The organism is Arcticibacter sp., assembly GCF_053551015.1.
The window spans coordinates 94215-118721 of sequence record NZ_JBMQOB010000007.1 but is presented as its reverse complement, the minus strand read 5'-3'; the positions used below and the strand labels follow the sequence as shown (position 1 = coordinate 118721).

Genomic DNA, 24507 nt, shown 5'->3' with positions numbered 1-24507 from the left:
CTTATAGGGTTAAAGATTATTTGAGATTTCCGTCAAACCCAATCGCACGATCAAACGGACGAAGCAGACTGTCAAGCATCACCGCAACATCTTCTCTTGTCATGAATGATGTATTTTTTTTCATCTCCTTGAATTTGCTGATCACGTGGTCCTTCGATACAGCAGGCTCCGCCTTGTTAATTGCATCAGCAAAGAAATCTATTTCCATATCCTTACCAGAGCCTTCTATTGCAGCTACTTTCGGATAGTAGGTTTTTAAACCATTGATGAAATCATACTCACTTACAGGATGCTTCGGATAAAACCAGGTCTGGTTAGCCCATTTGTATGAAAGTCCGGTTCCCTTCAGGATGCCCGTAGCTCCTATTCGCTGGATCGCCTGGAAACCCGGATCATGAGGTTTTACATCAATAAATGGCAGTAAATACGCATTGGCATTTAATAGCTCCTGCTGAACTTCCCTTACATTGACATCTTTGGGATCAATACCATGTTTGATAGCTGTTCCAGCTAAAGCTCCCGCAGCCTGGCCGATGCCAAGAACCACGGGCTGCAAGCGGGTTGCACCTGCTACAATATTTGAAACACTAATGCTTTTTTCGGCGACGATCAGTCCACTAACATCATTGGGAACGAGTGCGCCCAGAGGTACGTTGTACGAAGGCACTTTGATCTTAACAAAATCAATCTTCGGCGCATCTGCATTCTTTAGATGATGATGATCGATGGTATAGTCACCTACGATTGCTCCCGTGCGATACAAGGGCAGATCCTGATCATAAGGTTTGGATACATAGGGTAGCGTATATCTCACCAGTCCATTAACTCTTCGTGATTCACGGTGGTATGGAATCATTGGCAGCTTATCTTTAGTCGGGAACTCATCTGCTATACCCAGATGCTTGTATCCCAGTGTTGTCTGCATATGATAAACGAATCGTAAAGTATGCAATTTCGCTTCTTTAAGCGCTTCTTCGCGCTCTTGTGGCGTCTTCTCGATGATATTCAGGTAAATATCATTACCATCCTTAGGCCAGTTGATCATGTACTTGCCGTTAGGTAACTTACCATAAGTAAGCATTTTGGAACAGTCGATATGCGGAGCTGCATTTTCAGCAGCCGGATCGGCTACATCGCAGCAGTGTTTGAAAACTTCCGGATCATATCCCCTGGGTTTCTTTATTGTTTTATTTGCGCCTTTTCCAAAGTCTTTGAGAATGACTACGTAGGTAAGATCCTGAATAATGTCATTGGCTTTCTCGGGGGCATACATCTCGCCACTTACAGAGCGGCTATCCATACCGATATCATATTTTGCACCGGCTGCTGCCATCACATCACCAAGCTCGGTACAATCAATTACCAACTTGGCTTTGATCAAACGGAACGTCCCACCCTTCCTTACTTTTACCAACCACAGATTTCCTTCTTTTTTAATACTCTCATAGCGTGTATTATACCAAACATTCAGGTTTGGTGTGGCGACCATTTCTTTTAGGATTTTATTACCGACAGAGGGCTCAAACAAGGTATTGCTGACCCATCCGGTTTCTACAGCTTCCGGACCCCCATAGTGTCTATATAGTTTCTCACGAAACTCTCCCCATAAACCTGAAGGCAGCTGATGATTTCCGTCGATTGCTGAAACTCCTGCGGAGGTGAGCATACCTCCAAGCCAGCCTGTCTCCTCAATAATGAGCGTATTTGCCGACATTCTGGATGATTGAATACCCGCAGTCACACCGCTGGCTCCGCCACCCACAATTAAGATATCTACAGATACTGACTCTTCAGCAACCGCACGGAGGTGAAATGTCACCAGAAAACATATGAAAGTTATATAAAGATTACGCATAAGCTGATTTATAAAGACGAATGTAATTTATTTTTAATAACATTCCATGCGTTTTTAATTTTATTTACTAACTAATCAATGACAAATTCTTCTGTATTCAGAGACGTTCAGAGTCAGACAGCGATCAAAACTAAATAATTTCCAAAAAGAAGCGTGTTCTGTTAAGAATATCGCAATAAATATTATCTAATCTAACCGATAACTATTATAAAAACCAAGATATGAGCAAATCGAAATGTTAGAGCGGTTTTTAAAAATTATGAAGCTGTCGACAGGTTCTTGAGATAATTTTGCCATTTTTAGAATATATTTGATCACGAGTACTACCTTAATTTCTACTAGAACGCTTATCAGAGATCATGACCTTTTTTGAAGAACTTAATGACGAAAACATGTCCGGGGTTGCATATAAGAATATTCAGCTCAAAAAAAACGCTATCTCTTATTTGTGCAACAATGGAAGCTGCACGATAGCTGATCTCTGCAGAGAGCTAAATTTAAGCACGCCCAAAGTAACTAACCTCGTTAATGAACTGATGGGTGACGGGCTTGTCAAAGATTTAGGAAAGGTCCAATCTACCGGGGGCAGAAAGCCGAATCTATATGGAATGATCGCAGACTCAGTATTCTTTCTGGGTGTCGATGTGAAGCAAAACCATATTAATATCGGTTTGACAGATCTTCAAAAAAACCTTAGGGAGACCCAGGAGCATGTCCCCTACTTGCTGAGTAATGATCAGCAGTCACTCAATCAGCTTGTCACACTTATCAAGGACTTTATTAAAAGCAGTAGCGTCAGCCGTGAGAAGATCCTTGGATTAGGCATCAATCTATCCGGAAGGATCAACTATTCAACCGGATATAGCTATAGTTTTTTTCATTTTAATGAAGAGCCGCTGGCCAAAACACTCGAGAAAAAACTCGGCATAAAAACCTTCCTGGAGAATGACTCCCGGGCGATGGCCTATGGAGAATTCAATGCGGGAGTGGTAAAAGAAGAAAAGAATGTACTCTTCCTGAATATGGATTATGGGTTGGGAATGGGCGTCATGATCAATAGCCATCTTTATTATGGCAAGTCTGGCTTTGCCGGAGAGTTTGGACACATCCCCATTTTCGATAACGAGATCATCTGCAACTGCGGAAAGAAAGGTTGCCTGGAAACTGAAGCATCCGGGTGGGCTTTAACCCGCCTCTTCAAGGAAAAAGTAATGGCCGGATCTTCGACCATCATCTTTAATAACAAAAACATCAAGGCCACTAAGATCGAGGAGATTCAGCTTAGCGACATTCTGGAAGCTGCGAGTAATGACGATGTGCTCTCTATTGACCTTATAGCCAATGTTGGCGAAAAGCTCGGACGGGGAATCGCCCTTCTCATCAATATTTTCAATCCGGAACTCGTCATTATAGGTGGAAGTCTCGCTACAACCGGAGAATATATAAGATTGCCAATCAAAAGCGCGATCAATAAATATTCGCTAAGCCTGGTGAGCAGCGACACTCAGCTTCGGGTTTCACAGCTTGGAGAAAAAGCAGGTATTATAGGAGCCTGTCTTTTAGTTAGAGACAGGCTCCTAAATCTGGATTAAAAACCGTTTCCGCTGATGCTGATGTTCTCGGCACCAATTGCGAGTTCTTTATCGCTTGCTATTAGTTGGAAATTTGATTTTGCAGGACATGCCATGGAGGTATACCTGCCACTATGGAAGGGAACTTCCCGTATTTCGCCGCCGAGATCCCGATACAGGTTGGTGGCTTTCCATTGTGAATTCAGAATCCGTGTTCCGCTTGCCTGAGCAGGTTTTCCTTCATTAGCGACCTGGTCGATTGCATTTACACGCTTAAATTCCGCATGTCCTTTCAAGCTATAGCCATCACAGTCGAAGTCCTGTTCAAAGCGCTTGCCAGCACCCTCAATCACAAACCTGAGTTTTCCCTCGGCGATGATCTTCACCGACATATAAACCTCTTCGCCCGGATACCAGTAATATTGACTGATCGCAGGCGCGTTCACGAATACAGCTTCCTGACCTGAGGCATGACCTGTTCTGCGGAGAAAAGGCCTGAATGCCTTTCTTTGGGGAGAGACTACTCCCTTTTCATCTTTAATAATTTCCCAGGAAAGACCGATGTCTGTTTCTTGTCCACCCATACTACCGCCCAGGTACACCGAAGGGTTATCCAGATACTGCTCCGGCTTTTTCGGATTGATCCTGTTCTTGTCGAATTGAAGTTCAGGTAAGACCACACGACCGCTAATCCCTCTCCAAACGTCTTCACTCGAAACGACTTTCCGGTAGTATGCACCCTCGAAACAAGGCTTACTACTTAGGGGTTTTATCTCATTCTGATAGAAGCTTGTTTGAGCATCTTTGTCTCCCGATTGAGAAGAAGATCTCAAAGATGAACATGAGGTCGAGGATATCAGAATCCCCAACACTGCGCTTACTACATAAAACCTATTAATACTATCCATCATCATATACCAGTTAAGCCTTATTTCACGTCAACAGGTACAAATATGAACGGAGTTGGCAAACAAGATGCACCCGGAGGAGAATAGCGGAGCTTAATTGTTTGTTTGCTACCGTCCTTCGCCGGCTTGAAAACTTGCACCACGACAGCTTCAGGTGCACCTGTAGTCGTCAGCTTATTGCTTGGCAGTTGTACAATCCCGTCTTTAAATATACCCTCACTTACAATCATGCTGGCAGCCATACCACTGCACCATTGATTATCCGTTCTTGAATTCCAGGTTAGAAGCGCAAGCCCTTTACCATCAGAGCTCTTCCAGTCGACCTCAATGTCGTAAATCACACCATAATTACCCGCCAGTTCAGAAATTTGTCCGCTAACGCCTTCTACTCCAGCAACCCAGGGGTCGATTTTACCGTCCGCTACGATTAACTGCGATACGCCGTCTTTTGTATCGAGAACTTCCTTATTAAGCACTCTGTAGTTGCTCACGCCGAACAGTCCGCGGCCTGCATTTTTATGGCCGGTAGGCAGTACTGTCTTGATCGTGTTATAAGCATCCGGTCCTGGTGTACCGGGAGCTGTTTGAATAACCGCGATTTCAGCTGGCTGATCAATCACAAATTCATAAATGCCATGCACAAGCTCATCAAACTTGACAATGTAATTTTCGAGGTTCTTGTCCACCGGAACAACCTGGCCGGGTGCAATGGTGATCACTTCGTTCAGTGGCGTAGCAGCAAAATATTCGGCAAGCCCCTGCTTTCCTAACTGAAAATAGTTGGTAGTAGGCTTCTGGGACACGAACTTGAGCATTCTCAGATGCAAAGGAGCAGTTCCCGTGTTCTTGATCACAGCGGTGATCTTCCTGTCGATCTTTGCGGGTTCTTTAACACCATTTACGTTATACAAATACAGTCTAACCGCACCCGGTGCTACTGATTCCTTCAATGCGATCGCTTCAGGTACACGGATATACTCAGGGTCGTCTGAAATGATGTATTGAGGACCAGGCATGACTATTTTCTTATAGTCGATCAACTTAAAATCAGTCTTCAGAAAACCAGGCAGCGCAACGGCTTCGCCCCTTCCGGCTTTTTTTAATGCTTTCAGATTTGCAGGACTCAGATCCTGAGCGACAACTCCCATACTGAAGCCGCAAAACAACATTCCCGTAAGGATATGATTTTTTAACATAATGCAATTGTATTTTAAACGATGTGAAACTTTTCAGTTTAATCGCGATTGCCCGTAAGCGCCACTTAGGCCGGGCTCTCGGTTTGTACCTCTCAGCATTCTGCAATAGAATAACTGGCAGGCCACTTATCAAATCTATAATTAATTATATAACTATTTTAACCTTTTTAAATTTTGTTAATATCATATAATGTCTGCTTATTATAGACAGGTTACAAGCGGGATTTTCGCCTCGTATGATACAGTTGCCGGGGCCGGATTTTAGTGAGGGCCTTCTTGTACTTTTCAGATTGCACGGGAGTACTGGAGCTAAGATCAACTGCTTTCAGTTACTTGGTTTCCGACTCGCAATAGAAACCCAGGGCATATAGAAGATGTGCCCGGCGCCCTGGTGACTGGAATTTTCATGAGAGCTAATACACTCCCTGCTGGCGAAGCGGTTACAGAAAACCAGAAGCCCTCCCAAGGGACAGTAATTTCCGTTGGGAGGGTGCAGATAGACTACTACTTAGCTAGTGAACCCGCTTCAGCGCCAATTCTGACCTTTTTTATTCCTTCCCTGCCATAGAAAACTGGGAAATACATCATCTCAGCCTTTGCCGGGTTCATGGTATAGCTACCATCGTACCTCGGCATCAGTTTAACCGCAAAACTATATTTGCCTTTTTTTAGCTTCCGACAGAAAACGTTCACTTTGTTCTTGCCATATTCCCGATGCTCCTCGTTACCCCACCAATTCTGTTCTTTCTCATCATAGGAACAGCCCGCGGGAATGGGAATCTCGATCATTACATAATCTGCATCTGCAGACACATCAACATCAGCAATAAGGACTACAGGCTCTCCTCCTTTTAGCTGCTTCAGCCGCTCACCGGATGCAGATTCAAAACGGGTATCTACACGGAAATGCTTACTGACCTTTGCCGGTTCATGATTCCAGTCCTGCTGGTAAGCCGTCATATAAAGAGGAAGGTCTCCAGATTTTTGAAGCTGGAGCTTTTCATCCGGCTGAAAAATTCTTGTAAACGGAAATTTGGTAATCTTTTCACCCGAAGAGCCCAGGATCAAGGCGCTCGGTCTGACTGCAGCCGATTGACCCAACAGGTCTGGGAGGATGGTTTCCAGAATCAGCGACGACTCGTAAGTGTTCCTCCAGAAACCGTCTCTCCTTTGCTCCAGAAAATAATTCCTTATACTAGAGAGCCATTCAGGATGTTTTCCCTCTTTTTTTATAATCTGATAAGCGAGCAGCGTATTCTGAATGCTGTTGTCGAACATCCTGTTATTCCTTTCTCCAAAATACATATTGCCGAACATCGTCTGGTGCTTGTTGGCCGTCAAGGAGTCGAGAGGTACAGGGAGCCCGGCCTTCTGCTTCAGATACAGCAACTTCAATTTTTCGTGAAGGTTAGCACTCGTTCTGGATTCCCTTATTTCTTTTTCATAGAAGGTGATGTTGGACATGTAATCGACTTTAGCGTCCAAATAAGCGAGCAAGAGCATCGCCTCGAGCTTTTCTATGCCGCGTAGGACGAATAACTGATGTACAAGATAATCGACTATCTCCTGGCGCTTTAAAGAAACTGAATAACCAGACTTCTCTGCCTCGATTAAGGCTTCAATCACGTGCCTGCTGATCCACAGCCCAGTAGCGCTATTCTTCCACCATCCCCATGCACCGTCAGCTCTCCTGCTATCATCAAGCTTTTTGATAAGTTGCCTGATAGTTCTATCATACTTAAACGGCTCGTTGAGATAGCCGCGAATTTTCTTCTGCACCAACAAGCCTTTCAATTTGGAGGCAAGCTGCTCGTTGCACAGGTATTCGTAATTACGAAGATGCTCCGTCTCGTCGATCAGCGCCGGAATCACAGAAGCCTCAGCCCTGAAAGTTACAGGGCCAACTCGGGGGTCAAAGGTCAGGCTGATCACCGTGTCCCCTTGCAGCACATCAAAGCGCCCTGCAGTTTCCAGTACACCTGATTTAAACACCGGGATGCTCCGCTCTTCACCATCTGAATATCCATTCGCCTTTTGAATCGTATACCGGAACTTCAGGCTATCCGTTTCGTCGGTGACGACATCAATGGTATCCAGATGGGCATTACTTACAGACAGGCTGCCGCTAAACATGCGTTTCCCATTATAGCTAAATTCACGGGTAAGCGTAGCAGTGTCACTGGTGTAGTTCATCACTTTACCGATAGCCTTGAGGCTATCACCCTGAACGGCAAAGCGCGGACTAACAAAGGTGGCACTTAGTGGCTTGAACACTTTGATATTACTTTCAAGATACCCACTCTGTGCTTTGTTGGTCATTGCAACAAAGAATGTCCGCCAGTTGGTTATATCATCCGGAAGCTTAACACTAAACCTGGCCTCCCCGTCTTTATCCGTCCTGAGTTCAGGTTGCCAGAAGGCATAATCAGAGAAATTTCTTCTGATCGAAACACTGTCGGTACTGCCTTCTGCAAGCATGGTCTTCTGTGCGTTGTTACGTCCCTTTTTGGTTGTGATGATGATCACCCCGTTTGCTCCCCGGGATCCGTAGATCGCCGTAGCAGCTTCGGCTTTCAACACGGATATCTCGGCTATTTCCTCTGGAGGAAAATCTTTCAGCGGCTTGGCTACAATGATGCCATCTACCACATATAAAGGTACCGATAAAGTGGCCGAGCTTGTTAAACCCCTAATACTAACGCCAGGAAGAGCTCCTGAAAGGTAGGAGTGCACCGTCTCTACTGCGGGATCCAAAAGAGTACGTTGTTTTGCTCCATAACCCACAACAACTTCCTCTAGAGCCATCTTATCTTCCGGCAGATAAACATTGTGATTACCACTACCTCTGATGTCGATCTGCTGCGAAGAATAGCCTATGAATCTAAACTCCAGCTTCCCTTTTGTTGGGACGTGAATACTATAGCGTCCGTTCATGTCGGTACTTACACTGAACCTGGTCCCCTTTACTGTCACGACAACACCCGCGAGTGGTTCTTTACTGTCGGCTGCATATACCGTCCCACTGATAACATCTGTATAATCACCGGGAATAGAATACCTGTTATTGAATGACTCTTTGATGGATGTTAAGATTGGTGCATCTTCATCATCCCTGGCCACAGAGCGCTTCCTGATATAATTCGCAATCTCAGTGCTGAAGGAATCCTTAGCAAGAGGTCTGCTCAGATCCATTTGCCTGAAGGTTCTGCCCCCTGCCTGAACTTCCACATTTTCGATCAAAACATAGCGATCTCCTTTTAATAAAAACAGTAGGCGATAGACGCCGGGTTCCAGATATCCTAAATCAGTTTCCCGCCCCGGATAGATATTCAGGAAGTCCGGATCGTCATTACTATACAAGATAATGTTCTTCACGAAGGGCACAGCGCTAGTGTCATCTGGCTTCCTGACTTTTATCCTGAGACTTCCGTTACCACTCTGGGACAAATAAGGATTATCGAAAATTCGCGTGGTATGACTTCTCAGGTCCAGATAGTGGGCCCACAGACTGTCCAACTCTTTGTTCGTAAGTACAATATCGGTGTAGGGCTGGGATCTGGAATCATTCAAAGTCGTTTCAAAAGCATAAGCTTGGGAGTTTGAAGTTTGTTTGATCAGCCCCGGCTTAATGGTGTATGTATAGTTGGGCTCGGCCAGGAAGCTTATGGGGGCGCTCTCTTTCGCTTGATCCTGATATTTCACTATATTATAGGAAAGCGGACCGACTAGCTTTGGCTCCGCCCTATTCCAGGCATTTGTAGGGGATGGCTCCAGAATAAACACATTATCGGGCTGACTGATTGTAGCAAGACGTGGTGAATAGCTATCCGCCACGCGGATCATATATCTATTAAGAATCGATGCTTCATAGTCGGAGAGCTTTTCAGGAGCTTTCGATATTTGAAAAGATTTATTAATAAGCGTATCGGGGTTAAAGCTAATGACAAGACGTTCCCCTCTTGTCACAACCACATCATTCACCGTCACCAGCCTATTTTTCAACCTGAACTGAATTCTAACAGGTCCGGGCTGTACAAGAAAAGCATAACGCTGCATCTGCTGAGCTTTGCTAAAATACACGGGCTTTTCGTTCAGATATAAGATCGACACAGGAACTAGTCTTCCTTTTTCCGCGATAAAGGGAGATATTTGGGTTAAGCCTTCCGGCGAAGGCTGACTTTGCCTGAATTCCCCAACGGGGTGAGTAAATCTGAAATAAGCGATACTGTCCAGGCCAAGCTCAGCCCTCCATCTCTCCCAATTAAGTGGAAGCGTTGCATTCCCCAGACCTTCTTCGACTTCCAGTGCGGGCTTCATCCTGGAGCTGGGATAAACTTTTCCTAAGTACGGAACCTGCGGACCAGCATAGCTAAACTTACTTGTAATTGCATATGCGGTCAGGTCAGCATCGGATACGACCTCCCCCTTTGCGTCTGTGACTTTGATAACTACATCCGCTTTTTCACCAGGCGACAGACTGAGCGGCTGACTGACATCCACATACAGCTGCTTCTCTGCAAAATTTGCGTCGATGCTTTCTGAAAACGTTTTATCCCCCCATACGTAGCTGTAGCGGAATGTACATCTTTGTGTAGCCCTGAACTTCCTTTTATAACTTAGTTCCACGGCTCTGCCACGGTCTACCGCTTTATTTCCCTGAAAAACCGTGTACCAGATCGGCACCCTTCGCGGGTTACTCACCTGAACAAACAGGGAATCAACTGTTCTCTTCGTCTGAACTTGTATTTCAGGCTGCACATCATTGAGCTCAAACCAGTCAAGAGTGATATCTCCTTTTACTTCGTATTGCTCTGCTAGATGATTAATTTTCAAAGAGGCAGGCAGATTCAAACTGAACGTTTCAAGGGTATCATCGTTTGCATTTAAAGCACTGATCTTGTACTTGCCGGAGGTTCTTCCTCCTTCTTTTACGGATATGTGTAAGCTGTCTTGTCTTAGCTCAAACCTCACATCATCCACTGGCCGCGCTTGAAACTCGAACCCCTGGCTTACCGTCTTATTTTCATTGCTGGCATTCAGAAACCTGGCCTCTGCGGTATAATGCATATTAACGTCGGGGAAAATAGAATCGGGTATGGAAAGCTTTGTTTCGCCAAGAGGATCTAACTTCAGATTGTGTCTCCAGAGCGTATCGGCTACAAACAGTTGGTCTTTAAAAAACTCATCCACTGAATTCGTCCGGATCAGTAATTCGACACGTCCATCCATTATGTTCAATCCATTCTCATCGGTGGCCTTGAAGTACAATGTCTGTGGTTTCGCCCGACCGTGCTCTTGCTGATCGCCCCTCATGTTAAACAATACGGTTTTTAGCTCATATTCTTCGTACTTAAATGTTTTCGATTGATAAATTTTGTCGCCGCTATACAATTCTATGATATAGCTGCGGTCCAGCTTTAGCTTCAGGCTATCATGAAGGGGAAACTTAAAACTATAAGAACCGGGATACGAAGGTCTTACCTGGCCAAGTTCCTTTTTCATATCGGGACCTAAGAGGCGAACTGACAATACATCTTTGGATGGTTCACGCCGTTTTCCCTCCAAAATAAATGCTTTGAGCATCAGCGTATCCTGTGGCTTATAAAGCGGCTTGTTAAACACTATATATCCCGCAAGCTCCCCGGTAACCTTGGCTCGTTTAACCCTGTATTTCGGTGAAGATTGGCGCCTTATTGGCCACCACCATCTTTCGCGATCTTCCTGATCATTGCTGATTTCTGTAAAGTTCACCACAGCATCCTGGGTGATTTTAACTAAGACCTTACCCTTGCCTGGATATTTCGTTCGATATACCCCGGCACGAGGATCATAAGCGATCTGCCGCCCGTCAACCAGGACTTTAGCATTTCTGATCTCCTGGCCAGATACATCCACCACAATAAACTGCAGGTCTGCACGGTGATCTAAAACTTTTAAATAAGCACTCCGGTTCTCGATCAAACTATAGTGAAGCTCATCTTTTGCGACATATACCTTCACAAAGTTTCCTGTCGGCAGAACACGCACCGGCTTCCCGTCTGTCTTGAAAGAATCTATCGGTGTTACCAATACACGTTCATCTAATTGGTACCCGTTGTATAAACGCTCAAGATTAGCCTCGTCTATGGGATAGATGTAGGTATAAAAACTTGTCTGGCGACTTCTGTCTAAAGAGTTCTGTGCAAACCCCGAAAAGCTGAACAACAGCACGAGGAGTAGACAATAGTAAGGCTTGTCCATTGGAGATAAGGTTGAGTTTAGATCTACCTTAAAACTAAAACTTTATTGCGAATTTAAAACGACAATTAATGGACATCAATACCACTACCCAAGGTAATCCTGAAAGAAGTGACATTAAGACCCTATCGGATCAGTTGGTCTATAAAAGTGAAAAACTTCGGATTCGAGTAGTCGGCTGCCCCAACATGATGAAATGCGATGTCGCCTTGCTTGTCCAGTACAACTGTAGTCGGCAGTGAGCCCGAAAAATACGATTCCGGTAGTTTACTTGTCGCCATATATAAAGGCATCTCAAACGCTCTCTTCTTCATGAATGCTGAGGAGGCTGGAAGATCTCCATCCATATCTGCCATGATGAACACCACACGAGGATTATCCTTATAACGGCTGTATAAAAGCTGGATGGTAGGCATCTCCGCTATGCAGGGAGGGCACCACGTTGCCCAGAAATTAATAAAGACCACTTTACCTTTCAGATCAGAAACATTGATCACCTTACCGTTCATGTCTGTAAATGAAGCTGAGGTTTTTTCAGCAGGACCTTCAGAACCTGCGCTCCTCTGTGGTTGATCTTGTAAATCAGGCTGAAAAAGCCCCACATGCATCAGTGCTCGAATCACCTGGCCCTTAAAATCAGGACTCACGACCATGGCGAGCATAAAAACCACAATAGCAGCTGTGATAATATTGGAAAGATTAAGCCAACTCTTTCTGGTGCCTGATTGGCTGGTTTCACTATTTAGTCGACGTGGCATCTACGATGGCTGGTATATTTGTCCTGAAGAATAATCCTTCAGGACAAATATCGAAGAAATATCCTACACATTCAGGCTCTGAGCCGGTTCAATGGGATTGTTACAAGGAGGGCTTAACGGGCAGGATATTTCCTTTATTATCGAAAAATAGTTGATCAATACAGACCTCCCGATGAAAACCGGCTGCATCTCCCATCTGAATACCATGAGGGTAATTAAACCGGTGATATACAATATGCCATTCATCCTTGCCAGGTACCTGCAGAACGGAATTATGTCCGGTTCCATAGATTCCCTGAGAAGCATCCTTTTGCAGGATCAGATTGTTTTCAGGTATCTGAATGGGACCCAGTGGAGACTTAGCGGTTCCATATCGCACACGATAGTTTTCGCTTCGCGTGTCATCTTCCGACCAAAGAAAGTAGTAAGTCCCCTTGCGGTAGATAACATATACACCTTCTCTGAAGGTCTCATCCGGCGTTAATACCTTAACTGTATTCGGCTTTACAGAAATCATATCCTGCCCCAGTTCAGCGACAGCGAGATAACCGTTACCCCAGTACAAAAAGCTTTTACCACTTTTCGGATCCTGAAAAACCGCCGGATCAATTTCCTGCCCTCCTTTTACACCCTCCGGCCGGGAGTTGATCAGGGGTTTGCCCGAATCTTTAAATGGTCCTGCAGGCGAATCAGCTACGGCGACTCCGATTTTCTGAGCTGCCGTGAAATAGTAATAGTATTTGTAGTTGCCTTTGACTTTCTTTTCCGTGATAGCAGGTGCCCATGCATTCCGATCTGCCCAGGAAACGTCTTTTTTCAGGTCTAAAATCACGCCCTCGTCTTTCCACGTTTTCAGGTCAGCTGACGAAAATGTTTTAAAATAATATCCGCCCCAGCCATCAAATCCATCACTGGTTGGATAGATATAGTATTTCTTTGTCTTGTTCGAATATAAGACATCCGGATCGGCATAGAAGCCCTCAAGCGCCGGGTTTCTTCTTTTCGATAACTCTATACCCGTGGGTATTCCCCAGCGGGCGGTAAGCGCCTGCAGTTCTTTTCCCGTTATAGGGATAATAGACCCATGCCGTGGATGAAAATCCATATTTACCTGCTTGTCGATCACAGAAAACCGATCAAGATCCACGGATTCACAGAACTGATATTTGCCTTTCCCATAAACATCATACATCAGAATGTATTTATCAGATTGATTGAGTTTAAAGACACTCGACCCTTCTACTGCATCCCGCGTTTGTTGTTTATATCGGGGCTGTTCAATCCATTTACCCGATGTCAGGGAGTCGGTAATAGCCAGCTTAATACCATTACCGTTTCCCTCGGTTTTGTAAAACAGATAATAGAGCCCGCTCTTGTTGACGATGTCGCCATCTATGCATGATTTACCGCTTTTAGGCTTGAACAATACTTTGGGGTCAGATTCAAGGTCTGTAAAATCAGCATTGGCATATGCATAGTAAATAATGTCGGGCCCATTTCCGTGCTGCATAGACCAGTACACCATATACTTCTGCGTTGCAGGATCAAAGATCGTCTGAGGTGCCCATACCCGTTTTAGATTTTCGTGACCCTTATAGCGTTGCTGTATGTTGATTACGCTGTGTTTCCAGTTAACGAGATCGTTTGACTTCAGGAGTACCATGCCGCGATTGGAGTCCCAGCCCTTCGACGAGGTCATGTCTGTCAAAACCATATAGAAAGTCTTTCCGTCTTCTGCCCGCAACAGATGCGGATCGCGCACGCCTCCCGTAGAACTGATCACTTTTGAATCCAGTACCGGCGAGTTATTATTCAGTGCCCGGTAGTTGTAACCGTCGGTGCTTACCGCGTAGCAAACGGCTTCGTCTTTGACGGCATTGCCTTTGAAATAAGTAAAGAGATAAGCAGCGAAATCCTTGTCGGTGGGGCCATATTTATAGTCCTGAGCTTGGGAGATACCTGTGATTGCTGCAATAAATACTGAAACCCTGAACGTTGTTAAAAGAAGGTATTTTATCATAAAGTAGAGTTAAAAGCACGGGATTAAGAATCATCATCCCGTGCTTAAGAATGTTATTTAAGATTGAGCTTTTGAACCTGGGTGTAGTAATATTCGCCGGATGCTTTTGCTTTTACGCCTATCCTCACGAAAACGTAGCTCAGGTTTTTAAAGCTTTCAGGTAATTGTGCTTTAAGCGAAGTGGATGTACCCACGCTTAAGGTCGACAAATTCAGATTTACAGCTAACTCATTTCTAGACTGATCTGTCAAAAGCGACTTACCTACGTACAAGCGTACAGCATCCGCTTCCGCGGACTCTACATGCCTGTTTACCGTAAAACTCGCCGATACCTCATTGCCAGATGCCTGGAACGTTTCATTTGATATCGTAAAATAGGGGGTTACCGGTACGTCTACAGTTGTGTTCCCTTTAACGTTAACAATCAAAGTATCGCCGGGTTGCTGTAACCAGGGAGAATTACCCTTGCGCACCAGCTTGTATTGTCCATCAAACAATACGGCCGAGAATGTGCCGTCTTGTTCAATATGTACAGGTATGAGAGACCGCAGCGGGTATCCATCCTGCCATAGCTCAAGCTGAGGGCCATTTGTACGGACTCCTATGGCTTTCCCCTCAAATGCAACTTTACCAGACAAGGTCGCAGTTGGCGCATCGAAATTATCATATTCACAGCTAGTCAGAAGTAAACCTGACATCATAACCATAGCTGATAGAATTTTTATCTTCATAATGTAATAGAGATTAATGGAATGGATTTCTAACAATTTTAGGATTGTTATTGATTACGGTCTGACTGATAGATGAATAGTAATTAGCTAAACGAAAGAACCGAGCTCTCCGGAACCGAGTTGGACGAACGCGCTCAAATATAAATTTTCCGTGGTCGGGGTGTCCGGGTCTTTCAACACGATAAGCGTACAAACCCTTTACCACGGCATCGTTATCGCTTTCAGAACCATTCCACACCAGATGTGCTATACGCCATCTCTTCAAGTCAAAATAGCGATGATCTTCAAAAGCAAGCTCTACACGTCGCTCGTTCCTGATGATATCCATTGTCAGGTTAGTGATGCTATTTGCCGGAAATCCTGCCCGCTCACGAAGCGTGTTGATATACGCTACTGCTTCCGGCTGCGCTAGTTCAAAGGCTGCTTCTGCAGCATTCAGGTAGATCTCACCCATTCTGAACCACGGCCACCAATTTGCAGCAGAAGTCCCGCGGGTACTCGCGGCCGGTGCATCACTCACGAACTTCCGAATGTAAAATCCGGTGTTGCTAACGTCCTGGGCATCATTCTTCGGACCGTCGAAACCGGTCCATATACCGCCTGCAGAGTAACCCTGTCCGAGCTCAGGCGCAGTAGTAAGCGTGTACGTGCCATTGTTCCACACAGCTACACCTGCCTGCATACTCACGTCCCTGTTGCGAAATGTTGTGCCCGGATAAATAACTGTGCCAAACAAACGCTTGTCTTTGTTTGCGAAAATCTCGTCAATGCGGGAATAAGGTATATAGTTTCCTGCTGCATCACGATCCTTCAACGTTCCTGTACTTCCGTCGAGATAATTAAAGCTCTCAACCAGGCTCAGGCTCGGAGAAATGGTTGAAGAAGACTCGTTATCCTCCGTCATGCTCTTAATGATGTTATCATATGCGAAACGGTGTACCTTTAAACTGACGGCATAATCTTTAGCAAAGATCACCTCTCCGCCTGTCTTCTTATTGAGCATATCGTAGAAATTGGCTCCTTTATCGGCATTCTCGTTGTAGAGACGATATGGGCCAGCCATGATCTCCTTCGAAGCAGCTAAAGATTTGCGGTAATAGTCTGTCGCCATAGATGCCGGAATTCCAACCTCGCCCCCAGGGGTTGATATCGGTGCCGCCATGAGGTTATTGTATTTAGCAATAGACGCCGCGTATAACATTGCCCTGCTTTCCAGCGCCAGCGCAGCAAATCTGTTTGCCTTGGTCGCACTTCCGTTATTCGCAACCAGATCATCTTTGATCGCTTCAAGCTCCTGATATACGAAATCATAGATCTCATGTTCTTTAGATCGGGGAACCTGTAATGGTGTAGGATCGCCACTGAAATCATACAGCAGCTGCGAAGTTACCAGCGGAACTCCACCCATTCGCTTAACCATTTCAAAATATACAAACGCGCGGATAAAACGAAGTTCAGCTACAAATAGCTTCTTGTCGGATTCTGTTAAATTGACGCTTTTAGCTGCGATATTCTCCAGCGAAAGATTAATGTCACGTATAAAGCCATAGTCCCAGTACCTGCCATAATCATCTCCATACTGGAAGTCGTTACGCCCGTTACCGTCGCGGTGTCCTGACCACATCGCATCGTCAAGCTCGGTCATCCCTCCTGTGTTAAACACGCCGTGAAACGTAGGCATGCGATCATAGTAATTCGCGAGCAAGGATGATAGCAGTTGAGGATCGTTCCACAGCTGTTCATCGGTGATCATGTTTTTGGGGTCCCGTTCAAACCACTCGTCATGATTACAGCTGGTAACACAAAGACCCATTATCAAGGCAAAAGTTATATATATCTTTTTCATCGTCAATTTCATTAAAAGGTAACATTGAAGCCTGCCATAAAGACCTTCTGCTGAGGGTAAACGACAGCAGCCCTGGCTTCTATTTCCGGATCTATCTGGTAGTTTTTCACGTTATCGAAGGAGATAAGATTGGAGCCGTTTATATAAAATCTCACGTTCTGCGCTTTGATCTTTCCTACCAGGGTCTTGGGCAGGTTATAGCCAAGTTCCAGATTGCGTACACGCAGATAGCGAACATTGGTCAACCAAAAATCACTGTTCCTACCGTTAGGACCTGAATTTCCTTTGCGTATAGCCGGATAGTATCCCGGAATCCACTCACTGTTCGGATCGTATGGATCTGCACGATGCCATCTGTCTTCAAGCAAATAAGCAGGAGAATTTCCGTCTCCATGGAAGGCATTCCGTAATTCATAATCCTGAAACCATGACTGCATACCACCTCCGGCAAAATCTGCATTCAGCTCGATTCCTTTCCAGCTAAGTGCTACACGTCCTCCAAAACTCACCATCGGAGCCCAGCCTGTCGGATATCCGATAGGACGTTCATCCAGGGAGTTGATCAGGCCATCTTCATTCACATCCTTGTAAATCAAGTCACCTGGTAACTGTGTTCTGTTATTGGCTCCGTCGTTATCGATTGGGTGATTCTTAATTTCATCTGTTGACTGAAAGCGGCCCACAACCTGATATCCCCACCATGTTCCTCCCCAACGTTCTTCCGTAGAGTTTCTGTATTCATCCCAAGAACTCCCAAAACGTGGCTTATATGTCTCGAGGCTCTTATATCTGGAGAAGGTTACGTTGCCGCTAACCACATAATTGAATTGACCAGCTTTGTTGCTGTACGTCAAGATTCCTTCAGCTCCATAATAACCATTCTTGTTAAGGTTTTCGTTAGGCAAGCCATAACCAACCTCACTGGGTAGCAGCACGTCATAGCGTGGACCAGGGTATCCTGTGCGGATGATCTTGAATGCATCTGCAGTCATCGTCAGCTTGTTGTCGAACATGGCCAGGTCTACACCTATGTTATAATTGGTATTCTTCACCCAGGAAAGGTTCGTAATAGGGATGCCGCGGGGACTGATCCCAGGTGTTAATGCGCCATTCAATACTGAAGATCCCTGTCCCCAGTTGTAACCAGGAAGATAGTCATGCATATTAATACCCTCTTCAAGACCAGTCTGCCCTATAGATGCTCGGATCTTGAAATCATCGATAACCTTCTTTAATGGCTCGAAAAACGACTCATCTGACATCCGCCAACCTAAAGAAACTCCCGGGAAAAATCCCCAGCGCTTACCCGCAGCATACAGGAAGGAACCGTCGTATCTTCCAAGCGCTTCGAAGAGATATTTACCTTTATAATTGTAATTAATGCGCCCGATATAACCCGCCCGGGCTTCAAACGCCCATGTGTCATTCAGACCATTCAATTCGGCTAAACGAATTAGTGGTATGTAGTTGTTCGCCGGATTGGCGCCCAGCTCTTGATAGTTCTTATCATAATCTGAACGCTCATAGCCTGCCATTGCAGATACTGTATGGTCGCCTAGCTGCTTCGTATAATCCAGTTGAAACTGCGCAAAGCGCGTAACGACTTCACGTTCTGTTTCATACCGCCATCCGGCATTAGAACCGCCAGTCCGTTTATAAGCTTCATTTTCGTAACGATATACATCGTACCTGTATTGAAAGCCATCAAACTTGTTGTTGGTATAATTGTAAGACACTGTTCCTTTCGCTGATAGACCAAACTTGGTTTTATAATTCGCATAAAGGTTTAAGTTGGCATTTCGATAAAGATTATCCTTATATCCAGCGATATCACGATGAAATATAGCAGGGTTATAGGCAAAATCATGGGTATGTGTTGGATAGAGCGGATTGTCATTTACATATGGCGACACCGTCGGCCTGTTTTTAAACACGGCCAGGATAGATGAGAAATACCCGTCTCCTCCTGGAAGTCCAACATCCTGACTAAGCTCATGTCTTCCGGAGATTTGTGTGCCAATAGTTAAGCCTTCCAGTACATTAGCCTCCATATTAGCTTGAATATTCGTACGCTTATAATTGAAATCTTCAATCATGGCATCCTGCTTCACGTGCCCCACAGAAAGGAAGTAGTTTGACTTCTCTGCTCCGCCTGTGATGTTCGCATTGATATAGCTCTGCGGTATATTCTTCCGGATAACCATATCGTAATAGTCGTAGCTTTTATAGCCCGGTTCCGTTCCTGCCTGCCATTTAGCTAGCTCCTCTGGAGTATAAACCGAATTGGGGTTCCCTCCTTCGTTCTGGCTGGCTTCAACCAATCCGCGCGTGTATTGAGCAGCGTTCGCCATTTCCGGAAAGCGGGTCAAATTCTGCCAGCCTTGATAGCCGTTGATATTGATCTTTGCCTTTTCGTTCTTACCACCCTTTTTAGTCGTAATCAAGACCACACCCCGTGCTGCTCGGAAACCATACACGGCTGCTGCTGCATCTTTCAAGATAGAAATGCTTTCAATATCTTCCAGATTCAGCGCATTGAATATATCAGCTCCCGATACGTTCTGCGAACCCACCCAGTCCGTACCTGTCTGCCCTCCATAAGCTACACCGTCTATGACGTATAATGGATTTCCCATGTTACGGATCTCAATCGCTGCGCCGCGTCCGGGCCGCGCATCTTTGGCCCGAACAGAGATTCCCTGAACTTTCCCTGCAAGAGCGCCTGCTGCCGTTGTTGAAGAAGAACGAACGATATCTTCTGATTTGATATCGCTTACCGCACCCGTAATGTTCCGCCTTGACTGGGTTCCATAACCCACCACAACGACATCGTCTAATGTCTGACCATCAGTCTCCATTGTGATAGTTAGCTGAGTCTTGTCGCCTATGGCAACTGTTTGGGTTTTATAACCGATATAGGTTATAATTAAATTCCCCTTTGCACCCTTCAAGTGGAAGCGACCCTCCACATCAGAACTTGTGCCCAGATTGGGTACACCGTCCACGCGAATACTCGCCCCAATTACAGGTTGATTATCCTTGTCCACTACTTTGCCCGATATATCGCGCTGAGCGTACGTGAGGGTGGGCAGCAAGCCCACCAGGAAGTAAATTAAAATAACCCTGAGGTTTGTCATAGTTTATTGGTTTTGATATTGGTTAATGTTTCACTTCATGCACGATGGGATGTTCCATATACAGAACCGGCAGGCATAGCAGGAATGTTCGGTTGATTACATCTCCGCGTAGACTAGTTTGGTTTTTAATCGGCAACAGTACCAAATTAGGTGTATCCGCTTCTTTCAGGCATACACAATTCGTTCATTTTGCATGCACTATTCGGTCAAAAACGGTCTTTCTGATGAATAAGATGAGTTTTTTGATAGTCAGATGGGAGCTGACCAAATTCATCCCTAAAGCACTGGCGAAAGTAAACGGCACTGTTTATTCCGACCATGAACGTAACCTCGGTGATGTTATATTTTCCGGAACGCAGAAGCTCTGCGGCTTTATGCATCCGTACTTTCCGAACAAGGTGGTTGATGCTCTTTCCAGTGATACCTTTCAACTTTCTATAAAGGGTAGACTGGCTCATGTGAAGTTTCTCCGCCAGAGTTGAAGCATCCAATACCTCGTCCTCGATGTGCATTTCCACCAGCTTAACAAATTCGTTTACAAATGAATTCTCCCTCCATAAATCCTCATTACTTTCCGGAGCTTGCTGTACAGGTTGAGTTTGAGAAGATATCTGTTGCAGTACGCCGGCATAAAGTACTTTCCTGCTTAAAAGCAGGTTTTCTATACGCCCGTGAAGGAGCTCGATACTCACCGGTTTTGTTATATAAGAGTCGACGCCCAATGTATATCCGCGGTGCCTGTCGAGTTCTGTGTCTTTCGCAGTCAGGAATATAATCGGGATATGGCTGGTCTCTCGTTCTGCTTTCAATTTCGCCAGCATTTCATAGCCGTCCATATCGGGCATCATGATATCGCTGAGAATAACATCAGGTATCCTGAGCTTTGCTTGCTCAAGTCCGCTTATACCATTCTCGGCCTGTATCACTTCATAATAGGCCTCCAATCCGTCACCCAGATACCGTCTCAATTCAAGATCATCCTCAACAAGGAGAAGCAAGGGTCGAGATTGTCCAGCGGCAGTTTCATCATTTTCCGGCCCAAAAACTTCCTTGTCAGCGCGTTCATCAACCACAGCTAAATTAGCCATTAACCGCACCACGAAAGATGTTCCCTTGTGTAGTTCACTACTTACAGATACAGCTCCATGGTGAATCGCTGCAAGCTCCTTAACCAGTGCGAGACCTACTCCCGTACCATGCACATGAGTAAGTGGCACTTTGTAGAACCTGTCGAATATCTTCGGAAGATGTATCGAAGGTATTCCTGTTCCTGTATCTTTTACAGTGATTACAGCCCAATGGGCAGAGGTCTCTTTTTCATATCCGAGATGAACCTCAATGCGTCCACGCTTCGTATATTTAAAAGCATTGGAAAGTAGATTATCTACGATCAGCTGGATGACTTCCGGGTCAAACGTAGTCTTCACATCTGGTATCGGGATCTCACAAGCCATCGTCACTTCCTGCTTGGTATTTAACTCCTCGTATTTTCTGACCAGCTCCTGAAGTGTCTCTCCGAGATATCCTTCTCTGAGGAACAATGATCGATGTTGCGATTCGACTTTGCGAAACTCCAGTAGCTGACTGACTAATGAATACAGGCGGCCTGCGCTTCTTTTTACCGTCTCGACAAGGTTCTTATGTTTGCTACTGAGTCGCTCATCCTGAAGGATATCATCCAGTGGTCCTAAGATGAGTGTTAATGGTGTACGGAGCTCATGGGTTATATTTGTATAGAAGTTCAGGCGTTCTGTATACAGCGCCTCGTCCTGCTCATGTTGCCTCTCAATCATCCGAAGTTCTGCTTCAGCCTTGATCTTCCTGATGTAAAAGAATACAATCAGCCGAAGGGTCATACTGATAATCAAGGCGTAAACGACCTGTGCCAAATTACTTAGATAAAAAGGCGGTGCTATATCGATAAAAAGCCTCTTGTAATCGGCAGACCACTCTCCATTCTTGAGGCGTGTCCGGATCCTTAATTCATATTCGCGATATGGAATATTTCTGAAGTCAATGTTTTTTTCATTGCCCAGATAGATCCAGTCTCTGTCATGCCCTTCTAATTTATAACTAAACTCTACCAGCTCGTTCAATGCATAATTCATCACGGCAAGTTCGACCCTGAAGCTGTTTTCATCATGTCGCAGATGAACTTTTTCTGTGGTGGATGGATATTTATCCTGTTGCATCCGGGATTCTCCTCTGTTAAAGACGGTAAACCGGCTGACTCTTACCGGCGACATATTAAGCTTCAGAGGAATATCTGCAGGTTGAAAATAGCAGACACCTTCCTGCATGCCAAAATAAATGCGCCCGAGTTGGTCGGTGGCGACGCTTGCGTTTATAAACCCTCCGACCGGAATACCGTAAGACTGATCATAGCTGAGAAATCGCTTGTCGCCGGTAAGGTAGCGCAGCAATCCGGACTTGGTGGACAACCACAGGTTGCCCTCCTGATCTTCGGCAAGTGCATCTACAATTAGCCAGGCGTCGGACCCTGGAGGCCTGACATGTTCCATCTTGCCGAGTGCTTTGTCTGCACTTTGCAAAGTGACACCTTCGTTTGTTGCAATCCAGATATTGTTCTTTTTATCACGGAAAATATGGTTGATTGTATTGCTTCTAAGCATTTCACCTGCGCCCATTTTGTAAATGAGTGTTTTGTCGTGATTAAATACATACAAACCTTGTCCATAGGTTCCCACCCACACATTGCCGTGGCAGTCCTCTACCATGCATCGCGGGGCATAGTCACCCAGCATGGGTTTATTGATAAGCAATTTTTGGAAGCTCTGGTCGGCAGGATGATAAATAAAGAGACCTTCTTGTGCGGCAATCCAGATATCGCGATCGCGATCCTCCATAATGGCCCTAACCTCCGTCATCCTCTGCGCAGGTTCAGGATGAAGCCAGCGTTTTGACTTTTCATCAAAGACTGCTAGCCCCCCTCTCTGTAATCCAAACCACTTGTTCTTTTTGCTGTCCTGAAATGCTGCTAAAAGAAAATTATCCCCAAGCCGATCATTTAGCGTAGAGAGTTGTTCCAGCTCCCCTCCCGATGTCATTTTAACGATTCCGTTTCCAGCAGTTGCAAGCCACATCGTACCATTGTTGCCTTCGAGAATACCGCTAACAGTGGCCAGTCTTCCGATACCAGGTAAAGCCAGTCTCGTCTTTGGGAATACGTGGAAGAAGGGTTTCAGATGACTGATAAATCCCACTCCTCCACCATAAATGCCGAGCCATACGTTGCCGAACCGGTCAGGTGCAATCTGCTGCACCGAAGAATTGTTCCCCCTGTCCAGATCAGACAGCGTGATAGAAGCTACACCTTGAATTCCCCCTCCGGCAGCATACCGGGGCTTCAATATAAATAGCTGAGATGATTCCGCTCCTATCCATATTTCGTCACCAACCTCTTTAATAGTATAGATGAACGGCTCTAATCCATTTTTCGCTCGTGTCCGCAGATGAATCTGCTGCAGGCTACGCCTTGCCGGATTATAGATGGCCAGACCCTTTCTGGTACCGATCCACACATTGTTGCGGCGATCACATAAAAGAGATTTCACCTCGTTATCGGGCAGCATTCCATTGGTATTACTTACCTGGATGCTTTTCAGCTGATTATGTTTTACATCGAATATCGACATACCACTGTTCACATGGCCGATATAGAGAATCTCGTTTTTTCCCTGGGCCAATGACCAGATGCCGTTCTCAGGCAATGCGGGCAGCTTTTTCTTGTTAAACCGCTCGAAGTGCTTTTTTACGGGGTCAAATCGCTGCAATCCCTGATGATAGGTCGCAACCCATAAGCGACCGTCACTTCCCCTGGTAATATCTGTTATGTCATTGGTCGCGATCGACTTTTCGTCTTTCGGGTCATGTAAATAATAGGAGAATCGATTGGTCCGGATGTCGAGCACATTCAGTCCCTTCGACCTGGTGCCAACATACAGCATCCCGCGATCGTAAAACAAGGTATTGATCTCATTGCTGTGAACAGAACGGCCCTCTTCCTTTTCCGACTGATAATAAGGTTTAAAAATGCCACTGGAGAATCTGTTCAGTCCCAATTCAGTCGCAACCCACACGAACCCGTATTCATCGTGCTCGATATCGAGCACTTGCTGATTAGACAGTCCGTCTTCCAGCGACAGGTACTTGACCTGCTTCGATTGCCCCCATAAAATAGAGATCTGAAAAAAGCAGATAAAGAAAAGTGCTGACCTCATGCAAATG

At 45.3% G+C, this 24507-nt stretch carries 11 protein-coding genes; 1 reads left to right on the top strand and 10 read right to left on the bottom strand.

Features of this window, described 5'->3' with window-relative positions:
* Window positions 1–16 precede the first annotated feature (16 nt).
* On the bottom strand, window positions 17–1819 hold the full coding sequence (locus ACO1NU_RS03310) for an FAD-dependent oxidoreductase (RefSeq protein WP_448817036.1): 1803 nt from the start codon (window positions 1817–1819) through the stop codon (window positions 17–19).
* A 395-nt stretch (window positions 1820–2214) separates the two neighbouring features.
* Here ACO1NU_RS03310 and ACO1NU_RS03305 point away from each other — a divergent pair, with 395 nt between their 5' ends.
* Window positions 2215–3447: an ROK family transcriptional regulator gene (locus ACO1NU_RS03305; RefSeq protein WP_448817035.1), complete on the top strand. Its 1233-nt coding sequence runs from the start codon at window positions 2215–2217 to the stop codon at window positions 3445–3447.
* On the opposite strand, the gene ACO1NU_RS03300 is transcribed toward ACO1NU_RS03305, so the two are convergent.
* The 9 genes from ACO1NU_RS03300 to ACO1NU_RS03260 form a co-directional block, all read right to left on the bottom strand.
* Window positions 3444–4259: a hypothetical protein gene (locus tag ACO1NU_RS03300; RefSeq protein ID WP_448817034.1), complete on the bottom strand. Its 816-nt coding sequence runs from the start codon at window positions 4257–4259 to the stop codon at window positions 3444–3446. The genes ACO1NU_RS03305 and ACO1NU_RS03300 overlap by 4 nt on opposite strands.
* A gap of 95 nt (window positions 4260–4354) precedes the next feature.
* Entirely contained in the window at window positions 4355–5530 is a 1176-nt protein-coding gene (locus tag ACO1NU_RS03295; protein WP_448817033.1) for a copper amine oxidase, read from the bottom strand.
* 504 nt (window positions 5531–6034) lie between these two features.
* Window positions 6035–11770 (bottom strand): alpha-2-macroglobulin family protein, encoded by a 5736-nt coding sequence (locus ACO1NU_RS03290; RefSeq protein ID WP_448817032.1) that lies wholly within the window; start codon window positions 11768–11770, stop codon window positions 6035–6037.
* 122 nt (window positions 11771–11892) lie between these two features.
* Window positions 11893–12525 carry a TlpA family protein disulfide reductase gene (locus ACO1NU_RS03285; protein ID WP_448817031.1) on the bottom strand — a complete coding sequence of 211 codons (633 nt, stop codon included), beginning with the start codon at window positions 12523–12525 and terminating at the stop codon, window positions 11893–11895.
* Window positions 12526–12625: 100 nt separating this feature from the next.
* A complete protein-coding gene (locus ACO1NU_RS03280; protein ID WP_448817030.1) occupies window positions 12626–14545 on the bottom strand; it encodes a family 43 glycosylhydrolase in 1920 nt (639 codons plus the stop codon).
* A 53-nt stretch (window positions 14546–14598) separates the two neighbouring features.
* Window positions 14599–15276 (bottom strand): DUF3823 domain-containing protein, encoded by a 678-nt coding sequence (locus ACO1NU_RS03275; protein ID WP_448817029.1) that lies wholly within the window; start codon window positions 15274–15276, stop codon window positions 14599–14601.
* Window positions 15277–15289: 13 nt separating this feature from the next.
* Entirely contained in the window at window positions 15290–17122 is a 1833-nt protein-coding gene (locus ACO1NU_RS03270; RefSeq protein ID WP_448817028.1) for a RagB/SusD family nutrient uptake outer membrane protein, read from the bottom strand.
* An 11-nt stretch (window positions 17123–17133) separates the two neighbouring features.
* A complete protein-coding gene (locus tag ACO1NU_RS03265; RefSeq protein ID WP_448817027.1) occupies window positions 17134–20259 on the bottom strand; it encodes a SusC/RagA family TonB-linked outer membrane protein in 3126 nt (1041 codons plus the stop codon).
* 206 nt (window positions 20260–20465) lie between these two features.
* Window positions 20466–24500, bottom strand: a complete 4035-nt coding sequence (locus tag ACO1NU_RS03260; protein WP_448817026.1) for a two-component regulator propeller domain-containing protein — start codon at window positions 24498–24500, stop codon at window positions 20466–20468.
* Window positions 24501–24507 lie beyond the last annotated feature (7 nt).